The sequence below is a fragment of the Subtercola sp. Z020 genome (assembly GCF_002931235.1).
Lineage (GTDB): Bacteria > Actinomycetota > Actinomycetes > Actinomycetales > Microbacteriaceae > Subtercola.
This window is the reverse complement of record NZ_PSTT01000030.1, coordinates 1-19,413: the sequence shown is the minus strand read 5'-3', so window position 1 is coordinate 19,413 and position 19,413 is coordinate 1. Positions and strand designations below refer to the sequence as shown.

General features: G+C 69.0%; 19 protein-coding genes. 3 read left to right on the top strand and 16 right to left on the bottom strand.

The genetic code is table 11. From position 1 onward, the window contains the following. Window positions 1-29: 29 nt before the first annotated feature. From dapA to hrcA, 9 genes are all read right to left on the bottom strand, one after another. The gene (dapA, locus tag C5B96_RS04030) at window positions 30-1,013 is read right to left on the bottom strand and encodes a 4-hydroxy-tetrahydrodipicolinate synthase (RefSeq protein WP_104243200.1); all 984 of its coding nucleotides are present in this window, start codon (window positions 1,011-1,013) and stop codon (window positions 30-32) included. A gap of 35 nt (window positions 1,014-1,048) precedes the next feature. After that, window positions 1,049-1,963: a GTPase Era gene (gene era, locus C5B96_RS04025; protein WP_104243198.1), complete on the bottom strand. Its 915-nt coding sequence runs from the start codon at window positions 1,961-1,963 to the stop codon at window positions 1,049-1,051. After that, on the bottom strand, window positions 1,960-3,279 hold the full coding sequence (locus C5B96_RS04020; protein ID WP_104243196.1) for a hemolysin family protein: 1,320 nt from the start codon (window positions 3,277-3,279) through the stop codon (window positions 1,960-1,962). The genes era and C5B96_RS04020 overlap by 4 nt, the downstream gene beginning before the upstream one ends. Beyond that, entirely contained in the window at window positions 3,276-3,743 is a 468-nt protein-coding gene (gene ybeY, locus C5B96_RS04015; protein ID WP_104243194.1) for an rRNA maturation RNase YbeY, read from the bottom strand. Before ybeY ends, C5B96_RS04020 begins: the two co-directional genes overlap by 4 nt. Continuing rightward, complete coding sequence (locus C5B96_RS04010; protein WP_104243245.1) at window positions 3,740-4,702, bottom strand: PhoH family protein; 963 nt, start codon at window positions 4,700-4,702, stop codon at window positions 3,740-3,742. Before C5B96_RS04010 ends, ybeY begins: the two co-directional genes overlap by 4 nt. Window positions 4,703-4,751: 49 nt before the next feature. After that, window positions 4,752-5,111 carry a histidine triad nucleotide-binding protein gene (locus tag C5B96_RS04005; RefSeq protein WP_104243192.1) on the bottom strand — a complete coding sequence of 120 codons (360 nt, stop codon included), beginning with the start codon at window positions 5,109-5,111 and terminating at the stop codon, window positions 4,752-4,754. A gap of 78 nt (window positions 5,112-5,189) precedes the next feature. Next, window positions 5,190-5,981, bottom strand: coding sequence for a 16S rRNA (uracil(1498)-N(3))-methyltransferase (locus C5B96_RS04000; protein WP_104243190.1), 792 nt, complete (start codon window positions 5,979-5,981; stop codon window positions 5,190-5,192). A gap of 13 nt (window positions 5,982-5,994) precedes the next feature. Then, entirely contained in the window at window positions 5,995-7,113 is a 1,119-nt protein-coding gene (gene dnaJ / locus C5B96_RS03995) for a molecular chaperone DnaJ (RefSeq protein WP_104243188.1), read from the bottom strand. Window positions 7,114-7,160: 47 nt separating this feature from the next. Next, window positions 7,161-8,183 carry a heat-inducible transcriptional repressor HrcA gene (gene hrcA, locus C5B96_RS03990; protein ID WP_104243186.1) on the bottom strand — a complete coding sequence of 341 codons (1,023 nt, stop codon included), beginning with the start codon at window positions 8,181-8,183 and terminating at the stop codon, window positions 7,161-7,163. Between the two features lie 216 nt (window positions 8,184-8,399). Here hrcA and C5B96_RS03985 point away from each other — a divergent pair, with 216 nt between their 5' ends. Then, complete coding sequence (locus tag C5B96_RS03985) at window positions 8,400-8,801, top strand: DUF4870 domain-containing protein (protein ID WP_369826426.1); 402 nt, start codon at window positions 8,400-8,402, stop codon at window positions 8,799-8,801. Here the strand turns inward: C5B96_RS03985 and C5B96_RS18065 are convergent. From C5B96_RS18065 to lepA, 4 genes are all read right to left on the bottom strand, one after another. Beyond that, window positions 8,794-8,865 (bottom strand): pentapeptide repeat-containing protein, encoded by a 72-nt coding sequence (locus tag C5B96_RS18065; protein ID WP_233188985.1) that lies wholly within the window; start codon window positions 8,863-8,865, stop codon window positions 8,794-8,796. The two genes, C5B96_RS03985 and C5B96_RS18065, sit on opposite strands and share 8 nt — an antisense overlap. Window positions 8,866-8,891: 26 nt before the next feature. Beyond that, window positions 8,892-10,184 carry a coproporphyrinogen-III oxidase family protein gene (locus C5B96_RS03975; RefSeq protein ID WP_104243184.1) on the bottom strand — a complete coding sequence of 431 codons (1,293 nt, stop codon included), beginning with the start codon at window positions 10,182-10,184 and terminating at the stop codon, window positions 8,892-8,894. Between the two features lie 66 nt (window positions 10,185-10,250). Next, entirely contained in the window at window positions 10,251-10,919 is a 669-nt protein-coding gene (locus tag C5B96_RS03970; protein ID WP_104243182.1) for a DUF1990 family protein, read from the bottom strand. 8 nt (window positions 10,920-10,927) lie between these two features. Further along, entirely contained in the window at window positions 10,928-12,778 is a 1,851-nt protein-coding gene (gene lepA, locus C5B96_RS03965) for a translation elongation factor 4 (protein ID WP_104243180.1), read from the bottom strand. Between the two features lie 129 nt (window positions 12,779-12,907). On the opposite strand from lepA, the gene C5B96_RS03960 reads away from it, so the two are divergent. Beyond that, window positions 12,908-13,804 carry an NAD-dependent epimerase/dehydratase family protein gene (locus tag C5B96_RS03960; RefSeq protein ID WP_104243178.1) on the top strand — a complete coding sequence of 299 codons (897 nt, stop codon included), beginning with the start codon at window positions 12,908-12,910 and terminating at the stop codon, window positions 13,802-13,804. A 48-nt stretch (window positions 13,805-13,852) separates the two neighbouring features. On the opposite strand, the gene C5B96_RS03955 is transcribed toward C5B96_RS03960, so the two are convergent. Beyond that, the gene (locus tag C5B96_RS03955) at window positions 13,853-15,001 is read right to left on the bottom strand and encodes a pyridoxal phosphate-dependent aminotransferase (RefSeq protein WP_104243176.1); all 1,149 of its coding nucleotides are present in this window, start codon (window positions 14,999-15,001) and stop codon (window positions 13,853-13,855) included. Between the two features lie 185 nt (window positions 15,002-15,186). Here C5B96_RS03955 and rpsT point away from each other — a divergent pair, with 185 nt between their 5' ends. After that, window positions 15,187-15,447, top strand: coding sequence for a 30S ribosomal protein S20 (gene rpsT / locus C5B96_RS03950; RefSeq protein ID WP_104243174.1), 261 nt, complete (start codon window positions 15,187-15,189; stop codon window positions 15,445-15,447). 89 nt (window positions 15,448-15,536) lie between these two features. Here the strand turns inward: rpsT and holA are convergent, their stop codons facing one another. Further along, entirely contained in the window at window positions 15,537-16,517 is a 981-nt protein-coding gene (gene holA, locus C5B96_RS03945; RefSeq protein ID WP_233188984.1) for a DNA polymerase III subunit delta, read from the bottom strand. A 103-nt stretch (window positions 16,518-16,620) separates the two neighbouring features. Continuing rightward, window positions 16,621-19,413, bottom strand: a 2,793-nt coding sequence (locus tag C5B96_RS03940; protein ID WP_158507113.1) for a ComEC/Rec2 family competence protein, incomplete at its 5' end; no start/stop codon positions are given.

Below are 19,413 nucleotides of genomic sequence, written 5' to 3'. Positions count from 1 at the left end.
GGGTATGGAGTTGTGATGGGTTCCGCGTTCTAGCGGGTGGTGCCGGGAATCTTGGGCAGCGCGCCACCGGCGGCTGCATTTCGGTCGGGACGGAAGTTGGTGAAGCTGACCCCGGGGATGCTCCTGACGAGATCGATCTCGTCTTCGATCTTCGCCGCTTCCCACTCTTCGGGGCCGACCAGGGGCAACCGCACGCGGGGGCTCGAGATGCGGCCGAGGCCGTGCAGGATGTACTTGGCCGCGACGGTGCCGGGCACGTGCGTCATGGTCGCGCGCACGAGGGGCTCGAGCGCCTGGTGCATCGAGGTGGCGGTGGCCAGATCGCCGGAGTTCACCGCGTCGATCATGATGCGGTACGGGCGCGCGGCGATGTTGTTGGTCACGCCGATGAGGCCGGTCGCCCCGATGGCGAGGTGCGGCAGCACGTTCGAGTCATCGCCCGAGAAGTACATCAGGTCGGTCTGGTTCAGCACCCGGCTGACCTCGCTGAAGTCGCCCTTGGCGTCTTTGATCGCCAGGATGTTCGGGTGCTTGGCCGCCCGCAGGATCGTGTCGTAGCTGATCGGGATGCCGGTGCGACCGGGGATGTCGTACAGGATGACCGGCAGGTCGGTCGCATCGGCGATCATGCGGAAGTGCGTCAGCACACCCGCCTGGGTTGGCTTGTTGTAGTACGGCGTCACGACGAGGTTGCCGTCGGCGCCCGCCTTCTCGCTCTGTTTGGCGAGCTGCATGGCATGGGCGGTCTCGTTCGAGCCGCCGCCGGTGATGATCTTGGCGCGGCCGTCTGCGACCGACTTCGCGACCTCGACGAGCCGGATCTTCTCGGGGTCGGTGAGCGTGGAGGTCTCGCCCGTGGTTCCGCTGACGACGATGCCGTCTGCCCCGTCGGTGATGACACTGTCGATGTGCTTCTCGACGCTGGCCCAGTCGACTTCACCGTCGGCGGTGAACGGCGTGACCAGGGCGACGAGCACCTGGCCGAACGGATTGGGGGTTGTCGATTCAGCCACGGTTACAGGGTAGCGGTCAATGATCGGGCCGATGGTCAGAACCCGAGCCTGCCCAGTTGCTTGGCGTCGCGCTGCCAGTCCTTGGCGACCTTGACGCGGATGCTCAGGAAGACCTGTTTGCCGACCAGCGGCTCGATGGCGGCACGCGCCCGGGCTCCGACGTCGCCGAGGCGCCCGCCCGACTTGCCGATGATGATTCCCTTCTGGCTGTCGCGCTCGACGAACAGGTTGGCGTAGATCTCGACGAGGTCGCGGTCGTCACGCTCGATCATGTCGTCGATGGTCACGGCGATCGAGTGCGGGAGTTCATCCTGCACACCTTCGAGGGCCGCCTCGCGGATGAGCTCGGAGATGCGCTGTTCGAGACCCTCGTCGGTGGTCTGGTCGTCGGGGTAGAGCTTCTCTGAGCGCGGCAGCAGTTTGATGAGCTCGGCGGTCAGGATGTCGAGCTGCAGGTTGCTGGTCGAGGAGATCGGGATGATCGCCTCCCAGTTGCGGAGCTCGGAGATCGCCAGCAGCTGCTCTGCCACGGCCGGCCGGGATGCCGCGTCGATCTTGGTGACGATCGCCACCTTCTTCGCGCCGGGGAAGGCATCGAGCTGCTCGTTGATGAAGCGGTCGCCCGGGCCGAGCTTCTCGTCGGCCGGAACGCAGAACCCGATCACGTCGACGTCGCCGAGGGTCGTCTGCACGACGGCGTTCAGCCGCTCGCCCAGAAGCGTGCGCGGCCGGTGCATGCCGGGGGTGTCGACGAGGATCAGCTGGCCGTCGGGCCGGTGCACGACGCCGCGGATCGCGCGACGGGTGGTCTGCGGCTTCGAGGAGGTGATCGCCACCTTCTCCCCCACGAGGGCGTTGGTCAGGGTCGACTTGCCCACGTTGGGGCGGCCGACGAACGAGATGAAGCCCGCCCGGAAGTCGGGGTCGGAGACGACGTCGGAGCCGATCATCGGAGTTCCTTCTCGGTGAGGCCCTGTGAGGGGGAAGTGGTGTCGGTGGCTGGGGAGGCGTCGCGGGTGACGATGACGGTACTGACGCGGCGGCGCCGGTCGGTTCGTTCGGCGGTGAGGGTGAGACCGGCGACGTGGGCGACCGAACCCTGCACGGGCAGGCGTCCGAGCGCCTTGCCGAGCAGGCCGCCGACGGAGTCGACGTCGTCGTCGTCGAGTTCGAGCCCGAACAGCTCGCCGAGCTCGTCGACGGCGAGGCGGGCACTCACCCGGTACTCGCCGAACGAGAGCTCTTCGACCTCCACGACCTCGCGGTCGTACTCGTCGGAGATGTCACCCACGAGTTCTTCGATGAGGTCCTCCATGGTCACGAGGCCGGCGATTCCGCCGTATTCGTCGACGACCATGGCGAGGTGGTTCGACTCCAGCTGCATCTGGCGCAGGGTGTCGTCCACCTTCTTCGACTCCGGGATGAACAGGGCCGGGCGGGCGAGGCTGTCGGCCGTCACCACGTCGACCTGCTTCGGCTTCTCGTAGGTGAGCCGCGCGGCGTCGCGGAGGTAGAGCACGCCGATGATCTCATCGACGCTGCCCTGCACCACGGGCATCCGGCTCACCCCCCTGCTCAGGAACAGCCCCATGCTCTGGCCGACGGAGGCGTCGTGCTCGACGGTGACCATGTCGGTGCGCGGCAGCATCACCTCACGCACGACAGTGTCGTTGAACTCGAGGATCGAGTGGATGAGCTCCCGGTCGTCTTCTTCGAGAACGTCGAGCTCGGTGGCCTCGTCGACCATGCTGAGCAGCTGCTCCTCTGACGAGAACGACGCCGAGCGCACGCGACCGGGGGTCACCCGGTTGCCGATGGCCACCAGGGCGCTGGCGACGGGGCCGAGCAGCACGCGGAGGAAATGCACGGGCAGGGCGGCGACGATCAGAACGCCGCGGGCGTGAACGCGGCCGACGCTCCGCGGGCTCGAGCCGACCAGCACGAAGGAGACGCCGGTCATGATGAGGATCGAGAGCACCAGCGCGATCCAGATCTGGTCGAAGCTGGCCGCCAGCGCGATCGTGACGAGCACGGCGGCCGAGGTCTCGGCCACGACACGCACGAAGTTGACCACGTTGATGTGGGCCCCGGTGTCTTCGCCGATCGCCCGGAGCGACCGTTTGGCGCGGGCGCGGTCGGCCAGCTCCAGGATGTCGGCGCGCGAGAGCGAGGCCATTGCGGCGTCTGCCGAGGCGAACAGGCCGCCGAGGGCGACGAGAACGAGGGCGATCGCGATGAACGGGCCGACGGAGGGGAGAGTGGTCATGCGCGCCGGCGACGCTCCTTCATCGCGAAGCCGACGAGGATGTCGCCCTGGATGCCGAACATCTCCTTCTCTTCGGCCGGCTCAGCGTGGTCGAAACCGAGCAGGTGCAGGATGCCGTGGGTGGTGAGCAGCAGCAGTTCTTCGAGCGTGGAGTGGCCGGCGGTCAGCGCCTGGCCCTCGGCGACCTGCGGGCAGAGCACGACGTCGCCGAGCAGGCCCGCGGGAGTCGGCGCGTCTTCGGTGCCGGGACGCAACTCGTCCATCGGGAAGCTCAGAACGTCGGTGGGGCCGGGCTCATCCATCCACTGAACATGCAGCTGCTCCATCGCCGCCTCGTCGACCAGCACGATCGCCAGCTCGGCGTCGGGATGAACATGCATCTGTTCGAGCGCGTAGGTCGCCAGGCGCAACAACGCGTTCTCATCGACCGGGATCGACGACTCGTTGTTCACTTCGATGCTCATGCGCGTTCTCCTCGCCGGGCTGCGGCGCTGTTTCGGTTGGCCAACTGGATCTGGTCGTACTTCGTGTAGGCATCGACGATCTGGCCCACGAGAGTGTGGCGAACGACGTCTTCACTGGTCAGCGTAGCGAAGTGGATGTCTTCGATGCTGTCGAGCACGCCGCGCACCACCTGCAGGCCGCTCGTTCCCATCGGCAGGTCGATCTGGGTGATGTCGCCCGTGACGACCATGCGCGAGCCGAAACCGAGCCGGGTGAGGAACATCTTCATCTGCTCGGGGGTGGTGTTCTGCGCCTCGTCGAGCACGATGAACGAATCGTTCAGCGTTCGGCCGCGCATGTAGGCGAGGGGGGCGACCTCGATGGTGCCGGTCGCCATCAGCTTCGGCACGATCTCGGGGTCGAGCATCTCGTTCAGCGCATCGAACAGGGGGCGCAGGTAGGGGTCGATCTTGTCGGTGAGCGAGCCGGGCAGATAGCCGAGCCGCTCGCCCGCCTCGACCGCCGGCCGCGTCAGGATGATGCGGTTGACCTCTTTGCGCTGCAGGGCCTGCACGGCTTTCGCCATCGCGAGGTAGGTCTTGCCGGTGCCGGCCGGGCCGATACCGAACACGATCGTGTTCTCGTCGATGGCGTCGACGTACTTCTTCTGGCCGAGGGTCTTCGGCCGCACGGTCTTGCCGCGGCTCGACACGATCGGTTCGCCCAGCGCGGCAGAGGGCGAGAGGGTGCTGCCCGCGTCGAGCATGCGTGCAGAGGCCGTGACCTCGATCTCGGTGAGGTCGTCGTTGCCGTTCCGCACCATCTCGACGAGTTCGTCGATGAGGCGGCGCGCGGCCTCGACGTCGGTGTTGGGGCCCTGCAGCGTGATCTGGTTGCCGCGCACATGGATGCTGACGGCCGGGTACTGCTTCTCGACGAGGGTGACGAGCCGGTCTTGCGGGCCCAGCAGGCGCACCATGGCGAGCCCGTCGACGTGGATGACGGCGTCGGAGGTGATGGGGTTTTCGTCAGGACGTGGCAAGTGAACCTTCTTGGAGATCGCCCGACAGAACGTGGGCGTGAACGTGGAAGACGGTCTGGCCGGCAGCTTCGCCGGTGTTGAAGACCAGTCGGAAGTCGCCGTCGGAATGCTCGCGGGCGAGCTCGCCGGCAGTGGCGACGATCTCGGCGAGCAGGCTGGGGTCGCCCGCCGCCAGCTCGACGACGTTCGCGTACTGCTCGGTCTTCGGCACGACGAGGATGTGCACGGGCGCCTTCGGCGCGATGTCGGCGAAGGCGATGACGCGGTCGGTCTCGGCGAGGATGGTGGCCGGGATCTCCCGGCGCACGATGCGCGTGAAAATCGACGGTTCTGGCGTTTCTGACATAGCCCCATCTTAAGTGTCACCCCTGACACTCGGCCGGGCCTTGCGCTGTGGGCGTAGCACCGGTTCGCGAGGCTGTCGCTAGCCCCAGAGGCCGAGCCGGGTGTTGAGCACCGCGATCGCTGCGGGGCCTGCCGTCGAGGTGCGCAGGATGCCCGTTCCGAGCTTCACCCGAACGGCCCCCGCCCCCTGCAGAGCGTCGAGCTCGCCAGGGCTGATGCCGCCCTCCGGCCCGACCACGAGCACCACGTCGAGCTCGGCACCCGCCGGCACGTCGGAGGCGCCGCCCGCCTCGCCCGAGGCGTCGGCACCGCGGAGGTCGACCCCGGCCAGCGTCTCCGTCGCCGTGGGGTCGAGCACGAGCATCCGGCAGCCCGCGGCAAGCGCGACCAGGTCTTTCGTCGCCTGAAGCTCTCCCACCTCGGGCACCCACGCCTGGATCGACTGCTTCGTGGCCTCGCGCACGATGGTGCGCCACCGTTCGAGGCCCTTGCCGATCTTCGGCCCGACCCAGCGCGACACCGATCGCTCCGCCGCCCAGGGCAGCACACCCGTGACGCCGAGCTCCGTCGCCGCCTGCACCGCGAGCTCGTCGCGGACGCCCTTCGCGAGGGCCTGCACGAGGCGGATGCGGTGCAGGGGCGCCGGCGTCTCGTGCACCTCGGTGACCGCGATGCTGAGCACAGAGCCCGAGACGGCGATCACCGGTCCGTGCACCACGAGCCCGCGGCCGTCGCCAATCGAGGTGACCTCGCCGACGCGCAGCCGATTGACGGTCACGGCATGCTTCTGCTCCTCGCCGTGCAGCGACACGACATCGCGGATCTCGTGCGGGATCGTCGCCAGGTCGTCACGGATGAACAGGGAACTCATGCGGCGACGACCCTCAGACGTTCAGGAAGCGGTCACGCAGCTTCGAGAACAGCCCCTGCTGGAACTGCCCGAGAGAGGGTGACGGGTACTTGTGCGCCGAGGCGAGCTGCTTGATCAGCTCCTTCTGCTTGTGGTCGAGCTTGGTCGGCGTGACCACCTGGATGCCGATCTTCAGGTCTCCCCGGCCGCCACCGCGCAGTTTCGTGACGCCGCGCGACTTGATGGTCAGCACCTCGGCGCTCTGGATGCCCGGCCGCAGCTCGACCTCGACGTCGCCGTCGAGCGCGTTCAGCGTGGTCGTGGTGCCGAGCACCGCATCCCACATCTGCACCTCGAGGGTGCAGAGCAGGTCGTCGCCGTTGCGGCTGAAGACGTCGTGGTGGCGCACCTTCACCTCGAGGTAGAGATCGCCCTGCGGCCCGCCCGCGGGGCCGACCTCGCCCTGGGAGGGCATCTGCAGGCGCAGCCCGGTGTCGACACCAGCGGGGATGTCCACGGGGATGGTGCGGCGCGCGCGCACGCGACCCTGGCCCTGGCAGGTGACGCAGGGGGCGGGGATGATCGTTCCGTAGCCGCGGCAGGTGCCGCAGGGCGAACTCGTCATCACGTTGCCGAGAAGCGACCGCACCGTGCGGGAGATCTGGCCGGTGCCGTGGCAGATGTCGCAGGTCACCTCGTGGGTGCCGGGCTGGGCGCACGAGCCGCCGCAGGTCTCGCAGAGCACCGCGGTGTCGACCTCGAGGTCGCGATGGGTTCCGAAGATGACCTCACTGAGGTCGACCTCCACGCGGAGGAGCGCATCCTGCCCGCGCTCGGCGCGCGACCGGGGGCCGCGCTGGCCGCCCTGCTGCCCGCCGAAGAAGGTCTCGAAGATGTCGCCGAACCCGCCGAAGCCCTGGGCGCCACCGGCACCGCCACCGAACCCGGCCTGCGGGCCGCGGTCGTAGCTCTGTCGCTGGCCGGGATCGCTCAGCACGTCGTAGGCGTGGGTGACGGCCTTGAAGCGCTCCTCCGCGTCGGGCGCGGAGTTCACGTCGGGGTGCAGTTCGCGCGCCAGCCGGCGGTACGCCTTCTTGATCTCGTCGGGCGTTGCTGTGCGCTCGACTCCGAGAACGTCGTAGTGGTCAGCCACGAAGGGCTTCTCCTTTGTTTGGTGAATGTGAGGTGAAGAGGTGGGGGTCAGTTCTCGCCGAGGGATTTCGAGAGGTACCGGGCGACGGCGCGCACGGCCTGGATGTTGGTGGAGTAGTCCATGCGTGTCGGGCCGAGCACGCCGAGCCGCGCGACGGCGCCGCCGACTCCGCTGTACCCGCTCGCGAGCACCGAGGTCTCGGCCAGCCCGAACGGAGCGTTCTCGCGGCCGATGCTCACCGACATCCCGTGCTGGTCGGCCTGCATCTCGCTGAACAGTCTGAGCAGCACGACCTGCTCCTCGACGGCTTCGAGCACGGGCAGGATGCTGCCGGCGAAGTCGCCCTCGGTGCGCACCAGGTTCGCAGCGCCCGCGATGATCAGCTTCTCCTGCCGGTTGGCCGTGACCTGTTCGATCAGGGTCGTGCCGAGCACGCTGATGGATGCCCGGCGCTCCGGTGCGAACTGTTCGCCGAACTCGGCCAACCGGAGCGCAGCGGCATCGAGGCCGAGGCCCGCGACCTGCGCGTTGACCTTCGTGCGGATCTCGGCCAGGAACTCGTCGTCGACCTCTGCCGGCATCTCGACGATGCGCTGCTCGACGTGGCCGGTGTCGGTGATGACCACCGTCAGCATGCGCTTGGGCGTGAGGGCCACCAGTTCGATGTGCCGCACCTTCGCCTGCGAGAGGGAGGGGTACTGCACCATCGCGACCTGCTGGGTGAGCTGCGCGAGCAGCCGCACCGTGCGGGCGAGCACATCGTCGAGGTCGACAGAGGAACCGAGGAAGGTCTCGATGGCCTGGCGCTGGGCACCCGAGAGCGGCTTCAGGTCGGAGAGGTGGTCGACGAAGAGGCGGTACCCCTTGTCGGTCGGGATGCGGCCCGAGGAGGTGTGCGGAGCCGTGATCAGCTCCTCCTCTTCGAGCAGGGCCATGTCGTTGCGGATGGTCGCGGCGGAGACGCCGAAGGAGTGCCTGTCGACGATCGACTTCGACCCGACGGGCTCGCGCGACTCGACGTAGTCGTGCACGATCACGCGCAGCACTTCGAGGCTTCGTTCGGAGACCATGTTCGTCACCCTCCTCGACCGGCTAGCACTCCTGTATTCCGAGTGCCAATTATATAACGCCTGTCTGGGGAACCGGCCGTCGGGTCGGCTCCCGATGGCCTCCGGTTGACCCCGGGGCGCGACACGCTGAGCATAAATCATTGCACCGCCCTGCGGGCTGACGCTATCTTGTGCTTATCCCTGCCCGGACCGACCCTCGAAAGGTTCCCTCCCCCCATGAGCGACTATCCCCCCGCCGGCCCGCCCAGCACTCCGCCGCCCGCTGCCGGTTACCCGGTCGCTGCGCCGATGCGCCCCGAAGACCAGCGCCTCTGGGCGACCCTCATCCACGTCGGCGGCATCATCTTCGGGTTCCTTCCCGCGCTGATCGGCTACCTCGTTCTGAAGGACCGCGGCGAGTTCATCCGCGACCACACCAAGACGGCGCTGAACTTCCAGCTGACGATCCTGATCGGCTACATCGCGGGCTACATCCTCACGCTCGTGATCATCGGCGTCGTCGTGCTGCTGGCCGTCTGGGTCATCAGCATCGTCTTCGCGATCATCGCCGCCATCGCCGCGAACAAGGGCGAGGTCTACGTCTACCCGAAGTGGTGCGCGATCCCCTTCATCAAGTAGAGCCCGCCCGCACCGTCAGGTCGGCGCCGTTCAGGTCGGCGCCGTTCAGGTCGGCGCCGTTCAGGTCGGCGCCGTTCAGGTCGGCGCCGTTCAGGTCAGCCGCCTGACCACGGCATCGGCCAGGAGCCGCCCTCGCAGAGTCAGTTCGATCGACCCGGCGATGGCGGCTCTTCCGTTGATGAGCCCATCGGCGATCAGCGACGCGACCTGCTGCCGGGCATCCGGAGCCAGCGTCGCGACCGGCAGGCCCTGGCGGATGCGAGCCAGCAGCAGAACCCGCTCGATCTCGCGCGACTCGTTGTCGGGGGTCTCGCGCCCGGCCGCGGGCGAGTGCCCCGCCAGCACCCGGTCGGCGTAGGCCGCCGGGTGCTTCACGTTCCACCACCGCGTGCCGCCGATGTGGCTGTGGGCGCCCGGGCCGATTCCCCACCAGTCGTGGCCCTGCCAGTAGGCGAGGTTGTGGCGTGAGCGGAACTCGCTGGTCGGCGTGGCCGGGCCGGTGAGGGCGTCGGCTCCGGATGCCGCGGCCCCACCCGCGCGCGGCCCCGATGCGGCTCGCGCCCAGTTGCTCACCTCGTACCACTCGTAGCGGGCGGCGGAGAGCCGGGCATCCGCCAGCTCGTACATGTCTGCTTCGAGGTCGTCGTCGGGCTCGGGGTAGACGCCGGAGCGGATCTGCCGCGCGAGCTTCGTGCCCTGCTCGACGATGAGGGCATAGGCCGAGAGGTGGTCGGGCTCCATCGCGAGCGCGGAGTCGAGCGACCGTTCCCAGTCGCCGAGCGACTCCCCCGGGGTGCCGTAGATCAGGTCGACGCTCACCTGCAGGCCGGCATCCCGCGCGAAGCGCACGACCTCAGGCACCCGTTCGGGGTCGTGCGTGCGGTCGAGGGTCTGCAGCACGTGCGGCACGGCCGACTGCATACCGAAGCTCACCCGGGTGAACCCGGCTGCGGCGAGGTCGGCGAGGTACTGCGCGTCGACCGAGTCGGGATTGGCCTCCGTGGTCACCTCGGCGCCCGGCGCGATGCCCCAGGCGTCGTCGACGGCCCGCAGCATCTGGATGAGCTGGGAACTGGGCAGCAGGGTCGGGGTTCCGCCACCGAAGAACACGGTCGACACCGGCCGATGAGGCACCCCCGACCGTTCGAGCACGTCGGCGGCGAGGCCGACCTCGATGACGGCCTGGCCGGCGTAGTCCACCTGCTTCACGCCGCGGAGCTCGCTCGACGTGTACGTGTTGAAGTCGCAGTACCCGCAGCGCACGCGGCAGAACGGAACGTGCAGGTACACGCCGAACGGGTGCCCGTGGGTGCGCTCGGCGGCACTGGGCGGCAACAGGCCGTCGAGCGGGGCCGGGTCGCCGAGGGGCAGGGCGCTACCCACGGCGGGGCGCTTCTTCGCGGCACACCCTGCGGAATCGGCGCATCCGGAGCCCGGGGATCGACGCCGTCACGGGGTGCGGGCCGGCAGGAGAGCCCGCAGGTACTGCTTGGTGGCCTTGCGCTGCTGCCAGCGCACGAAGGGAGTGCCGAGGCGGTAGAACCAGGTGCTGGGCTTCGAGAAGCTTCGGATGACGACCCAGACCGACCCGTCGTCGTGCTGCTCGACCATGAAGCTCTCTTCGCCGATCTCCGGATGCCCCGGCAGGGTGCCGTACGCGAAACCGACGCGGTGGGCATCCGTCGTCACAGAGACGACGCGCACCGGGGCCACGAACCGGATGCCGAAGACGTGCACGACCAGCTCGGCGGTGACGCCCGGCGCCACGTGCGGCGTGCCGTCTTCGGTGTAGACGTGCCCCTCGTCGACCTCGCGAGGCGCAATCGGCTGGCCGTGGGAGTCGTAGACGAGGCCCGCGTAGTCGGTCTCGCTCGACACCGGCAGTTCGATGTTCTCGACCGTGATGCCGCTGCCGCGTTGAATGCCCCACGTCAGGATGGACTCGGCCGCCGCTTCGAAGCGGTCGTCGCCCGACCCGAGCCGGGCGCGCGCCTGGAACGGCTTGAAGCCCTTCGGCGGGTAGTACATCAGGTCGTCGGCCTGGCTCGCCCCGATGGCGGCGTAGGTCAGCGCCTGCCCGCTGTGGGTGGTGCGCGTGCGGCGATCGGCGGTCGACATGGCTGCTGCTACTTGTCTTTCTTGGTCTCGGTCTCGCCGCTGAGGGCGGCGATGAACGCCTCCTGCGGCACCTCGACGCGGCCCACCATCTTCATGCGCTTCTTGCCCTCTTTCTGCTTCTCGAGCAGTTTGCGCTTTCGGGTGATGTCACCGCCATAGCACTTGGCCAGAACGTCTTTGCGAATGGCGCTGATCGACTCGCGCGCGATGATGCGTGCGCCGATGGCGGCCTGGATCGGCACCTCGAACTGCTGGCGCGGAATCAGCTTCTTCAGCCGCTCGGTCATCAGCACGCCGTAGGCGTAGGCCTTGTCTTTGTGCACGATCGCGCTGAAGGCGTCGACGGCCTCGCCCTGCAGCAGGATGTCGACCTTCACGAGGTCGGCCTCCTGCTCGCCGATGGGCTCGTAGTCGAGGCTGGCGTAGCCCTGGGTGCGGCTCTTGAGGTGGTCGAAGAAGTCGAACACGATCTCGCCGAGGGGCATGTGGTAGTGCAGCTCGACGCGGTCTGTGCCGACGTACTCCATGCCGTCGAGGCTGCCGCGGCGGCCCTGGCAGAGCTCCATGATGGTGCCGACGTAGTCTTTCGGCGCCAGGATCGACGCCTTCACCATCGGCTCGCTGACGCTCTTGATCTTGCCGCCCGGGAACTCGCTCGGGTTCGTGACCGTGACCGTCTTCCTGTCGTCGGTGGTGACCTCGTAGATCACGCTCGGGGCCGTCGCGATGAGGTCGAGGTTGAACTCCCGTTCGAGCCGTTCGGTGATGATCTCGAGGTGCAGCAGGCCGAGGAACCCGCAGCGGAACCCGAAGCCGAGGGCGACGGAGGTCTCGGGTTCGTAGACGAGCGCCGCGTCGCTGAGCTTCAGCTTGTCGAGCGCCTCACGGAGGATCGGATAGTCGGAGCCGTCGATCGGGTAGAGCCCCGAGAACACCATCGGCTTCGGCTCGGAGTACCCCTTCAGCGGCACGGTGGCCGGCTTCTGGAACGTGGTGACGGTGTCGCCGACCTTGCTCAGCCGAACGTCTTTCACGCCGGTGATCAGGTAGCCGACCTCGCCGACGGCCAGCCCCTTGCTCGGGGTGGGCTCGGGGCTCGAGACACCGATCTCGAGCACCTCGTGGGTGGACTTCGTGCTCATCATCATGATCTTCTCGCGCGGCGTCAGCTTGCCGTCGATCATGCGCACGTAGGTGATGACGCCGCGGTAGGCGTCGTAGACGGAGTCGAAGATCATCGCGCGGGGAGCGGCGTCGATGTCACCGGTGGGGGCGGGGATGCTCGCCACGACCAGGTCGAGCAGCTCCTCGACGCCCATGCCGGTCTTGCCGCTGACCCGCAGCACGTCTTCGGCCCTGCCGCCGATGAGACCGGCGAGCTCTTCGGCGTACTTGTCGGGGTCGGCCGCCGGCAGGTCGATCTTGTTGAGCACCGGGATGATCGTCAGGTCGTTGTCGAGGGCGAGGTAGAGGTTGGCCAGCGTCTGGGCCTCGATGCCCTGCGCCGCGTCGACCAGGAGGATCGCGCCCTCGCAGGCCGCGAGCGACCGGCTGACCTCGTAGGTGAAGTCGACGTGGCCGGGGGTGTCGATCATGTTCAGCGCGTAGGTCGTGCCGTTCTGCTGCCAGGGCATGCGCACGGCCTGGCTCTTGATGGTGATGCCGCGCTCGCGCTCGATGTCCATGCGGTCGAGATACTGGGCGCGCATGTCGCGGTCGCTGACGACACCCGTGATCTGCAGCATGCGGTCGGCGAGGGTCGACTTGCCGTGGTCGATGTGCGCGATGATACAGAAGTTGCGGATGAGCGCGGGGTCGGTCGACGCCGGCTGGAGGGCCTGTACTGCTCTGGGGCTCACGCGTTCCTCTGGTTCTGCGTCGGATGTATCAGAGAAGTTTACGAGACAGAACGCTTTCACCGATCCCGGGCGGCCAACCTGTGGAGAGATTGCGGGAATCTCCCGCCTGTGCAGGAGTTGAATGGGGGCATGAGCATCTTTCTCACCGGCGCGACCGGTTTCATCGGAACAGCAATCCTCCGCCAGCTTCAGCAGCAGGGTCGCGAGGTGACCGCCCTCGTGCGGAACCCCGACAAGGCGGCCGACGTCGAAGCCCTCGGCGCCACGGTCGTCATCGGCGACATCACCGACACTCTCCTGCTGGAGCACCAGGCACGCGAGAGCGACGGCGTCATCCACGTCGCCTCCCCCGGCGACGCATCGAGCGCCTCCGTCGACGACGCCCTCGTCACGGCGGTCTTCTCCGGCCTAGAAGGGAGCGACAAGCCCTACGTCCACACGGGCGGCGTCTGGGTGCTGGGGAACGGCGCCGACCTCACCGAGCGTTCGGCGCAGCATCCACCCGCCCTCACCGCCTGGCGCGCCGACGTCGAGAAGCGCGTGCTCACCGCCGAGGGCGTCAAGACCACGCTGATCATGCCCGGCATCGTCTACGGGTACGGATCGGGCATCCCGGCCGCCGTCGTCGAGGCCCCGCGGCGACCTGCGGCTGATGGATCGGGTGAGGCGCTGGCACTCGTCGGCAGCGGCGAACAGCACTGGACCACCGTCTACGTCGACGACCTCGCCGCGCTCTACGTGCTCGCCTTCGACTCCGCCACGGCCGGGAGCACGTATCTCGGCGTCGGCGGCGACAACCCGACGGTGCGGGAACTGGGGGTCGCGGCATCGGTCGCCGCCGGCCTGGACGGGCGGGTGTCTGCATCGACGACCGAACAGACCCACGAGTGGCTCGGCAAGCTGTTCGGCGATGCGCTGCTGCTCGACCAGCAGGCCTCGGGCGCCGCGGCGCGGGCCGAGCTCGGCTGGCAGCCGACCGGGCCCACCCTGCTCGACGAGCTGCGCACCGGCTCCTACGCGGCCTGACGGGGCGCCCGGGCACCCGGGCGGCGCGATCGGGCGCGAGCGATCGGGCTAGGCGGTGGGCGGCGCGGGGAGGCGGGAGATGCCCGTCTCGATGGTGCGCGGGTCGGCGGCGACGCAGAGCCGGATCCAGCCCTCTCCGTGCCGGCCGAACGCGCTGCCCGGTGCGACCGCGACATGTTGTTCGAGCAGGAAGCGCTCTGCCCACTCGGCGACATCCCCGTTCGTCGCGTACGAGACATCCACCCACAGATAGAAGGCGCCCGACGGCTCGAGGTAGCAGATGCCCCGCTCGTCGAGCAGGCGCGTCGCCACGCCGAGGTTGTCGCGGTAGTGGGTCGCTGCGGCGGCGACGTGCTCCTGGGGGCCCGTGATCGCCGCGACCGCAGCGCGCTGGGTGGGAGTGTTGATGCAGCTGATCATGGCCTCCTGCGCCGAGCGCATCAGCGCCGCCATGCCGGGCGGCGTGACGAGGTACCCGATCCGTGCGCCGGTCAGCGCGTACGTCTTCGAGAGGGAGAAGACGCTGAAGACGCGGTCGTCGGTGTCGAGCGAGGCGACGCTCGTGTGCAGGGCGCCGTAGGTGAAGCACTCGTAGACCTCGTCGCTGAGAATCCAGAGGTCGTGCCGCTTAGCGAAGGCGAGCAGACTCTCGATGACCGGCTTGGGGAAGATCGCGCCGAGCGGGTTCGAGGGCGAGTTGATGATGAGTAGGCGCGTGCGGTCGGTGACGAGGCGCTCGAGTTCGTCGAGGTCGGGGAGGAAGTCGTTGCCGAGCTTCAGCGTGTAGGGAACCGGCACGGCCGAGATCATGTGCGCGTTCATGGCGAAGGTGGAATACCCGGGATCCGGGATCAGCACCTCGTCGCCGGGCGCGAGCGTGAGCGTCATGGCGAGGTAGAGGGCGTGCATGCCGCCGTTCGTCACCCAGACCTGCTCGGTGTCGACGTTCATTCCGTTCTGGATGCTCAGCTTCTCGGTGATCGCCTGGCGCAGTTCGGGGATGCCGCCGTTGGGGGTGTAGTCGGTGTCGTCGGCCTGCCAGGCCCGCTCGGCCACCTCGAGGATGTGCGGAGCCACCGCCACGTCGGGCTCGCCCACGGCGAGGAACACGACGTCATCGAGCGACTGGGCCAGCTCGAAGATGCGGCGGATGCCGGAGGGCGGAACGGAGTCCATGTGCGGGGCGAGGCTGGGCATGCGTCAACGGTAGTAGGTTTGGCGGGATGAGGCCGTCGGCCGTTCTGCGACTCGTGTTTGTCGAACGCGCTCGTGACTGGTAGCGTTGACCCTTGGCTTCCGTAGCCGCGCCCGACCTCTGTCTGCGCAGGCTGCGACTCGACACTCCAGCTTTCCAGACCAACAGACACAGAAGGTATCCCCACGTGGCAAACATCAAGTCCCAGATCAAGCGCATCGGCACCAACGCCAAGGCGAACGCCCGCAACAAGGCCGTCAAGAGCGAGCTGAAGACGGCCATCCGCGCGGTGCGCGCCTCGGTCGCCGCCGGTGACAAAGACAAGGCCACCAGCGCCCTCACCCTCGCGAGCAAGAAGCTCGACAAGGCTGCCAGCAAGGGTGTCATCCACAAGAACCAGGCTGCGAACCGCAAGTCGTCGATCAGCAAGTCGGTCGCCGCTCTCTAGGTCGCGCTTCACCGCTGTTGCTCGAAAAGCCCCGCTTCGGCGGGGCTTTTCGGCGTTCGGGGGCGGTGTAGGAGCGTCGGCCGCTGGGGTCAGCGTTCGCCTCGGGCGGCGACGATGCCGACCATGCGCTCGAGGGAGTAGACGGGGTCGCGGCTGCCGCCCTTGATGTTCTCGTCGGTCTCGGCGAGCACCTGGATGCTGCGGCCGAGGCCCTCCCCCGTCCACCCCTGCAGGTCTCGGCGGGCGCGATCGATCTGCCAGGGCGCCATCCCGAGCTGGCCTGCCAGCTGGCCGCCACCCCCGCGGGAACCGAGCACCTTCGCCATCGTGCGGAGCTTCATCGCGAACGCGGCCACCATCGGCACCGGGTCGGCGCCGGTCGCGAGCGCGTGACGCAACAGCGTGAGAGCCTCCCCGTATCGCCCGGCGATCGCGGCGTCGGCGACCGCGAAGGCGTTGGTCTCGACGCGGCCGGAGTAGTACTTCTCGACCGTGACCTCGGTGATCTCGTCGCTGGTGTCGGCGATGAGCTGGCCGCACGCGCTCGACAGTTCGGCCAGATCATCCGTGAACGCGGAGACCAAAGCACGAACGGCGCTCGGCGTCACGCGGCGGCCCGCCGCCCGGAACTCGGCGACCGCGAAGTCGTAGCGTTCGGAATCCTTCTTGAGCTCGGAGCAGACGACCTCCACCACATCGCCCGGGCTCGCGCGCACGGCATCGAGCAGGCGCTTGCCGCGCACTCCCCCACCGTGCCGCAGAACGACGCAGGTGTCGTCGGCCGGGTAGCCCAGGTACTCGATCATCTCGGCGATGAACCCGTCGGTGCACTTCTCGACGGAGCCGACCCGGATCATTCGCGGTTCGCCGAACAGCGACGGGCTCGCCATCGTGAGCAGCTCCCCCGGCGCGTAACTCGCGGCGTCGATGTCGATGATCTCGAGGCTCGGGTCTTCGGCCTTCAGCAGGTCGCGGAGCTGGCGGATCGCGCGCTCGGCCAGGAACGACTCGGTGCCCGACACGAGCACGACGCCGGCGGGCCGGATCTGCTCCCAGGTGAGCTGCGGGATGACGGGGGCGGGCGACTTCGACGACCCTCTGCCCGCTGCTGCACCCGACCCGGCGCCGCGCGCGGACCCCGCTCGTGACCCTCGGACTGCCGCCACAACACCCTCATTTCTTTCTGCCTTCAACCCTAGCCTGACCCTCCGACCACACGACGATGCCGTCGGCCGAGGGGGCCAGCACGATCATCCCGAGCCGGTCCGTTCGATAGCCGGTCGTACCGGCCCGCGCCAGGATGCCGAGCAGGCGGTCGGTCGGATGCCCGTACCTGTTGTCTGCTCCGACCGACACCACGCCGACCTCGGCCGTGATCGCGTCGTAGAGCGGTTCGCTCTGGTCTGCGCTGCCGTGGTGTGCCACCTTGACGACGTCTTCGTTGGTCAGCGTGTTCGCTCGCGCGAGCTGCCGCTGGGCATCCTCTCCGAGGTCCCCCAGGAACAGCGAGCGGAACGCCCCGTCGAACTGCACCGTGACGCTCGCGTCGTTGCCGCGGAGGGCGGTGTCGGGTTGGGGCCAGAGAACGCTCCAGCCGATGTCGCCGAGCGTGCCCGTGTCGCCGCGCCGGGCCTGGTGCACCTCCGCCCCGGCGTCGCGCAGCTCGGTCACCATGCGCTCGTCGTGCGCATCCAGCGGCGGGCCCATCAGCACGGTCGAGACGCGCCCGAGCACGGCGGAGAGGCCACCGACGTGGTCGAGGTCGTAGTGGGTGAGCACCAGCAGGTCGATCCGCTCGATGCCGAGCCGGTCGAGGCACCGCTCGAGCAGGGCCGGGTCGGGCCCGACGTCGACGAGGGCGAACCGGTCGCGCGGGGCCGCGTCGGGCGCTTCCGGGGTGCGGGCGGCGGCGTCGCGCGCGGAGGCACTGGACCCGCCCGGGATGCGTGGGGCGGCGAGGTCGCGCGCGGGGGCGTCGGCGGGGGCGCGAGCGGGGCTGCGCACGACGACCGCGTCGCCCTGGCCGATGTCGCAGGCGGCGATCTCCCAGTTCTCGGGCCAGGCGTGCGGCGCGACGAGCGGCGGCACCACGACCCCGCCGAGGTACCCGCCCACGGCGAGTAGCAGAACGGCCGCTGCGACCGTGCGCGCCACAGCTCGCGGCCCCCTCCGAGAGCGCCACGTCGGCCAAAAGAACTGCCCGCCTGAGGCGCGTCTCCGCCGTCGGAGCTCGGCGAACTGGGGTCGAGCGGGTGCGGGCTCGGCGCTCTCGGGTCGAACGAACCCGGGCTCGGCGGGCGGAAGCTCTACTGGCACGGGGGCAGCTGGCATCGGTTCCGACGGTAGAGGGTGGGCGGGCGTAGGACCGACGAAGAGCAGCACGAGAGCGGCAGCGGTGAGCAGCAGCACGAGTCCGACACCGGGCGCTCCCGACAGCCACGGGAGGCTCGCGCCGGGGGCGGTCGCGAAGAAGTGGGCGACGCCCGCGATCCATGATGCGGGAACCCACGTCAGCCACGCTCCGACAGGGGCGAGCGGGGGCACGAGCGCCCCGACGAGACACGAGAGCAGCCCGACCACGGTGGCCACGGGAGCGGCGGGCTCGGCGAGGAGGTTCGCGGGCACGCTGTAGGTCGAGAGGCTCGGCGAGAGCAACACCAGGACGGGCTGGCACGCGAGTTGGGCGGCGAGAGGTACGGCGATGACGAGCGAGAGGCCCGCGGGCATCCACCGACTGAGCATCCGCTGGAGCGGCCTCGTCAGCAGGAGGAGACCGCCCGTGGCGAGCACCGAGAGGGCCAGCCCGTAGTTGCGGGCGAGCCACGGGTCGCTGGCGAGCAGGATGATCGTCGCGAAGGCGAGCGCCGGCAGACCCTTCGGTGAGCGGCCCGACGCCAGTGTCACCAGAACGATCGCGGCCATGACGGCAGCGCGCAGCACGCTCGACGAGGATGTGACGAGCACGACGAACGCCACCATGACCAGCAGCGACAGGGCGATGCGCCATCGGCGGGAGAGGTGCAGGGCTCCGCCGAGGAGCATGATGGCGGCGACCACGATGGCGCAGTTGGCGCCGGAGACGGCGGTGAGGTGGCTGAGTCCGCTCGTGATCATCTCGTCGTTCAGCTCGTCGCCGACGAGACTGACGTCGCCGATCGCGAGACCCGGCACGAGCTGCGCGCCGTCGCCCGGGAGTTGGGCGGCTGAGCTGCGGAACGATTCACGAAGTCCGTTCGCCCAGGCGAGGAACCAGGGCGCGCGCTCGACGACATCGGGGGTGCCGTCGACGTAGAGCAGGTAGGAGACGGTCTCGCCGGGGTCGGTCGCGACGAGGCGGCCGATCACTTCGATGCCGTCACCGATCGCGAAGCGGCCTGCAGGGTCGCCACGGAGGAAGACCAGCATGGGAATGCGACCTTCGAGGTGGGTGGCGCCGGCCGTGACCTCGGATGCTGTAGCCCCGAAGCGGAACGACGGCTCGCCGCTGAAGCCTGCTGCGTCGGAGGGAACAGGCGCCGAGGTGACGCTCAGCCGGAGGTGGAGGGTGTGAGCCAGCAGGGAGGGTAGCTCGGAGGGCGCGCGGGCCGGCAGCTGTGCGGCGACGCATGCGGCCACGAGGCCGCCGGCGGCGCAACTCAGGGCGAGCACGCTCGCCGCAGTGTGGGCGCGGCCGCGCCACGCTCCCCCGCCGGGTGCTCGCGCAGTGGTGCGGTCGCGGCGGCGCCCCACGCTCATGCCCGGTGCTCGGGCATTGGTGCGGTCGCGGCGGCACAGCGCGATCGTGCGCGGTAACCGGGCGGCCACAACGAGGGTGAGCAGCGCGAGCCCGAAGAGCGCCGCTGCGGTGACGAGCGATGTAGGGATAGCGACAGCGGCGGGGAGGCCGATGAGCACGGCGGCCGCCAGCCACGCCGCGGCGGCGGGGACGACGAGGCGCAGGTCGGCCGGCGTGCTCATCGGCCTCCG

What these genes read in the sequence shown, in the direction of transcription:
- era (WP_104243198.1), bottom strand. Translation starts at nt 1,963, where the DNA reads ATGATCGGCTCCGACGTCGTCTCCGACCCCGACTTCCGGGCGGGCTTC.
- C5B96_RS04010 (WP_104243245.1), bottom strand. Translation starts at nt 4,702, where the DNA reads ATGGTGCGCCTGCTGGGCCCGCAAGACCGGCTCGTCACCCTCGTCGAG.
- C5B96_RS04020 (WP_104243196.1), bottom strand. Translation starts at nt 3,279, where the DNA reads ATGACCACTCTCCCCTCCGTCGGCCCGTTCATCGCGATCGCCCTCGTT.
- hrcA (WP_104243186.1), bottom strand. Translation starts at nt 8,183, where the DNA reads ATGGTCTCCGAACGAAGCCTCGAAGTGCTGCGCGTGATCGTGCACGAC.
- C5B96_RS03960 (WP_104243178.1), top strand. Translation starts at nt 12,908, where the DNA reads ATGAGCATCTTTCTCACCGGCGCGACCGGTTTCATCGGAACAGCAATC.
- C5B96_RS03985 (WP_369826426.1), top strand. Translation starts at nt 8,400, where the DNA reads ATGAGCGACTATCCCCCCGCCGGCCCGCCCAGCACTCCGCCGCCCGCT.
- C5B96_RS04000 (WP_104243190.1), bottom strand. Translation starts at nt 5,981, where the DNA reads ATGAGTTCCCTGTTCATCCGTGACGACCTGGCGACGATCCCGCACGAG.
- C5B96_RS03970 (WP_104243182.1), bottom strand. Translation starts at nt 10,919, where the DNA reads ATGTCGACCGCCGATCGCCGCACGCGCACCACCCACAGCGGGCAGGCG.
- ybeY (WP_104243194.1), bottom strand. Translation starts at nt 3,743, where the DNA reads ATGAGCATCGAAGTGAACAACGAGTCGTCGATCCCGGTCGATGAGAAC.
- C5B96_RS03955 (WP_104243176.1), bottom strand. Translation starts at nt 15,001, where the DNA reads ATGCCCAGCCTCGCCCCGCACATGGACTCCGTTCCGCCCTCCGGCATC.
- C5B96_RS04005 (WP_104243192.1), bottom strand. Translation starts at nt 5,111, where the DNA reads ATGTCAGAAACGCCAGAACCGTCGATTTTCACGCGCATCGTGCGCCGG.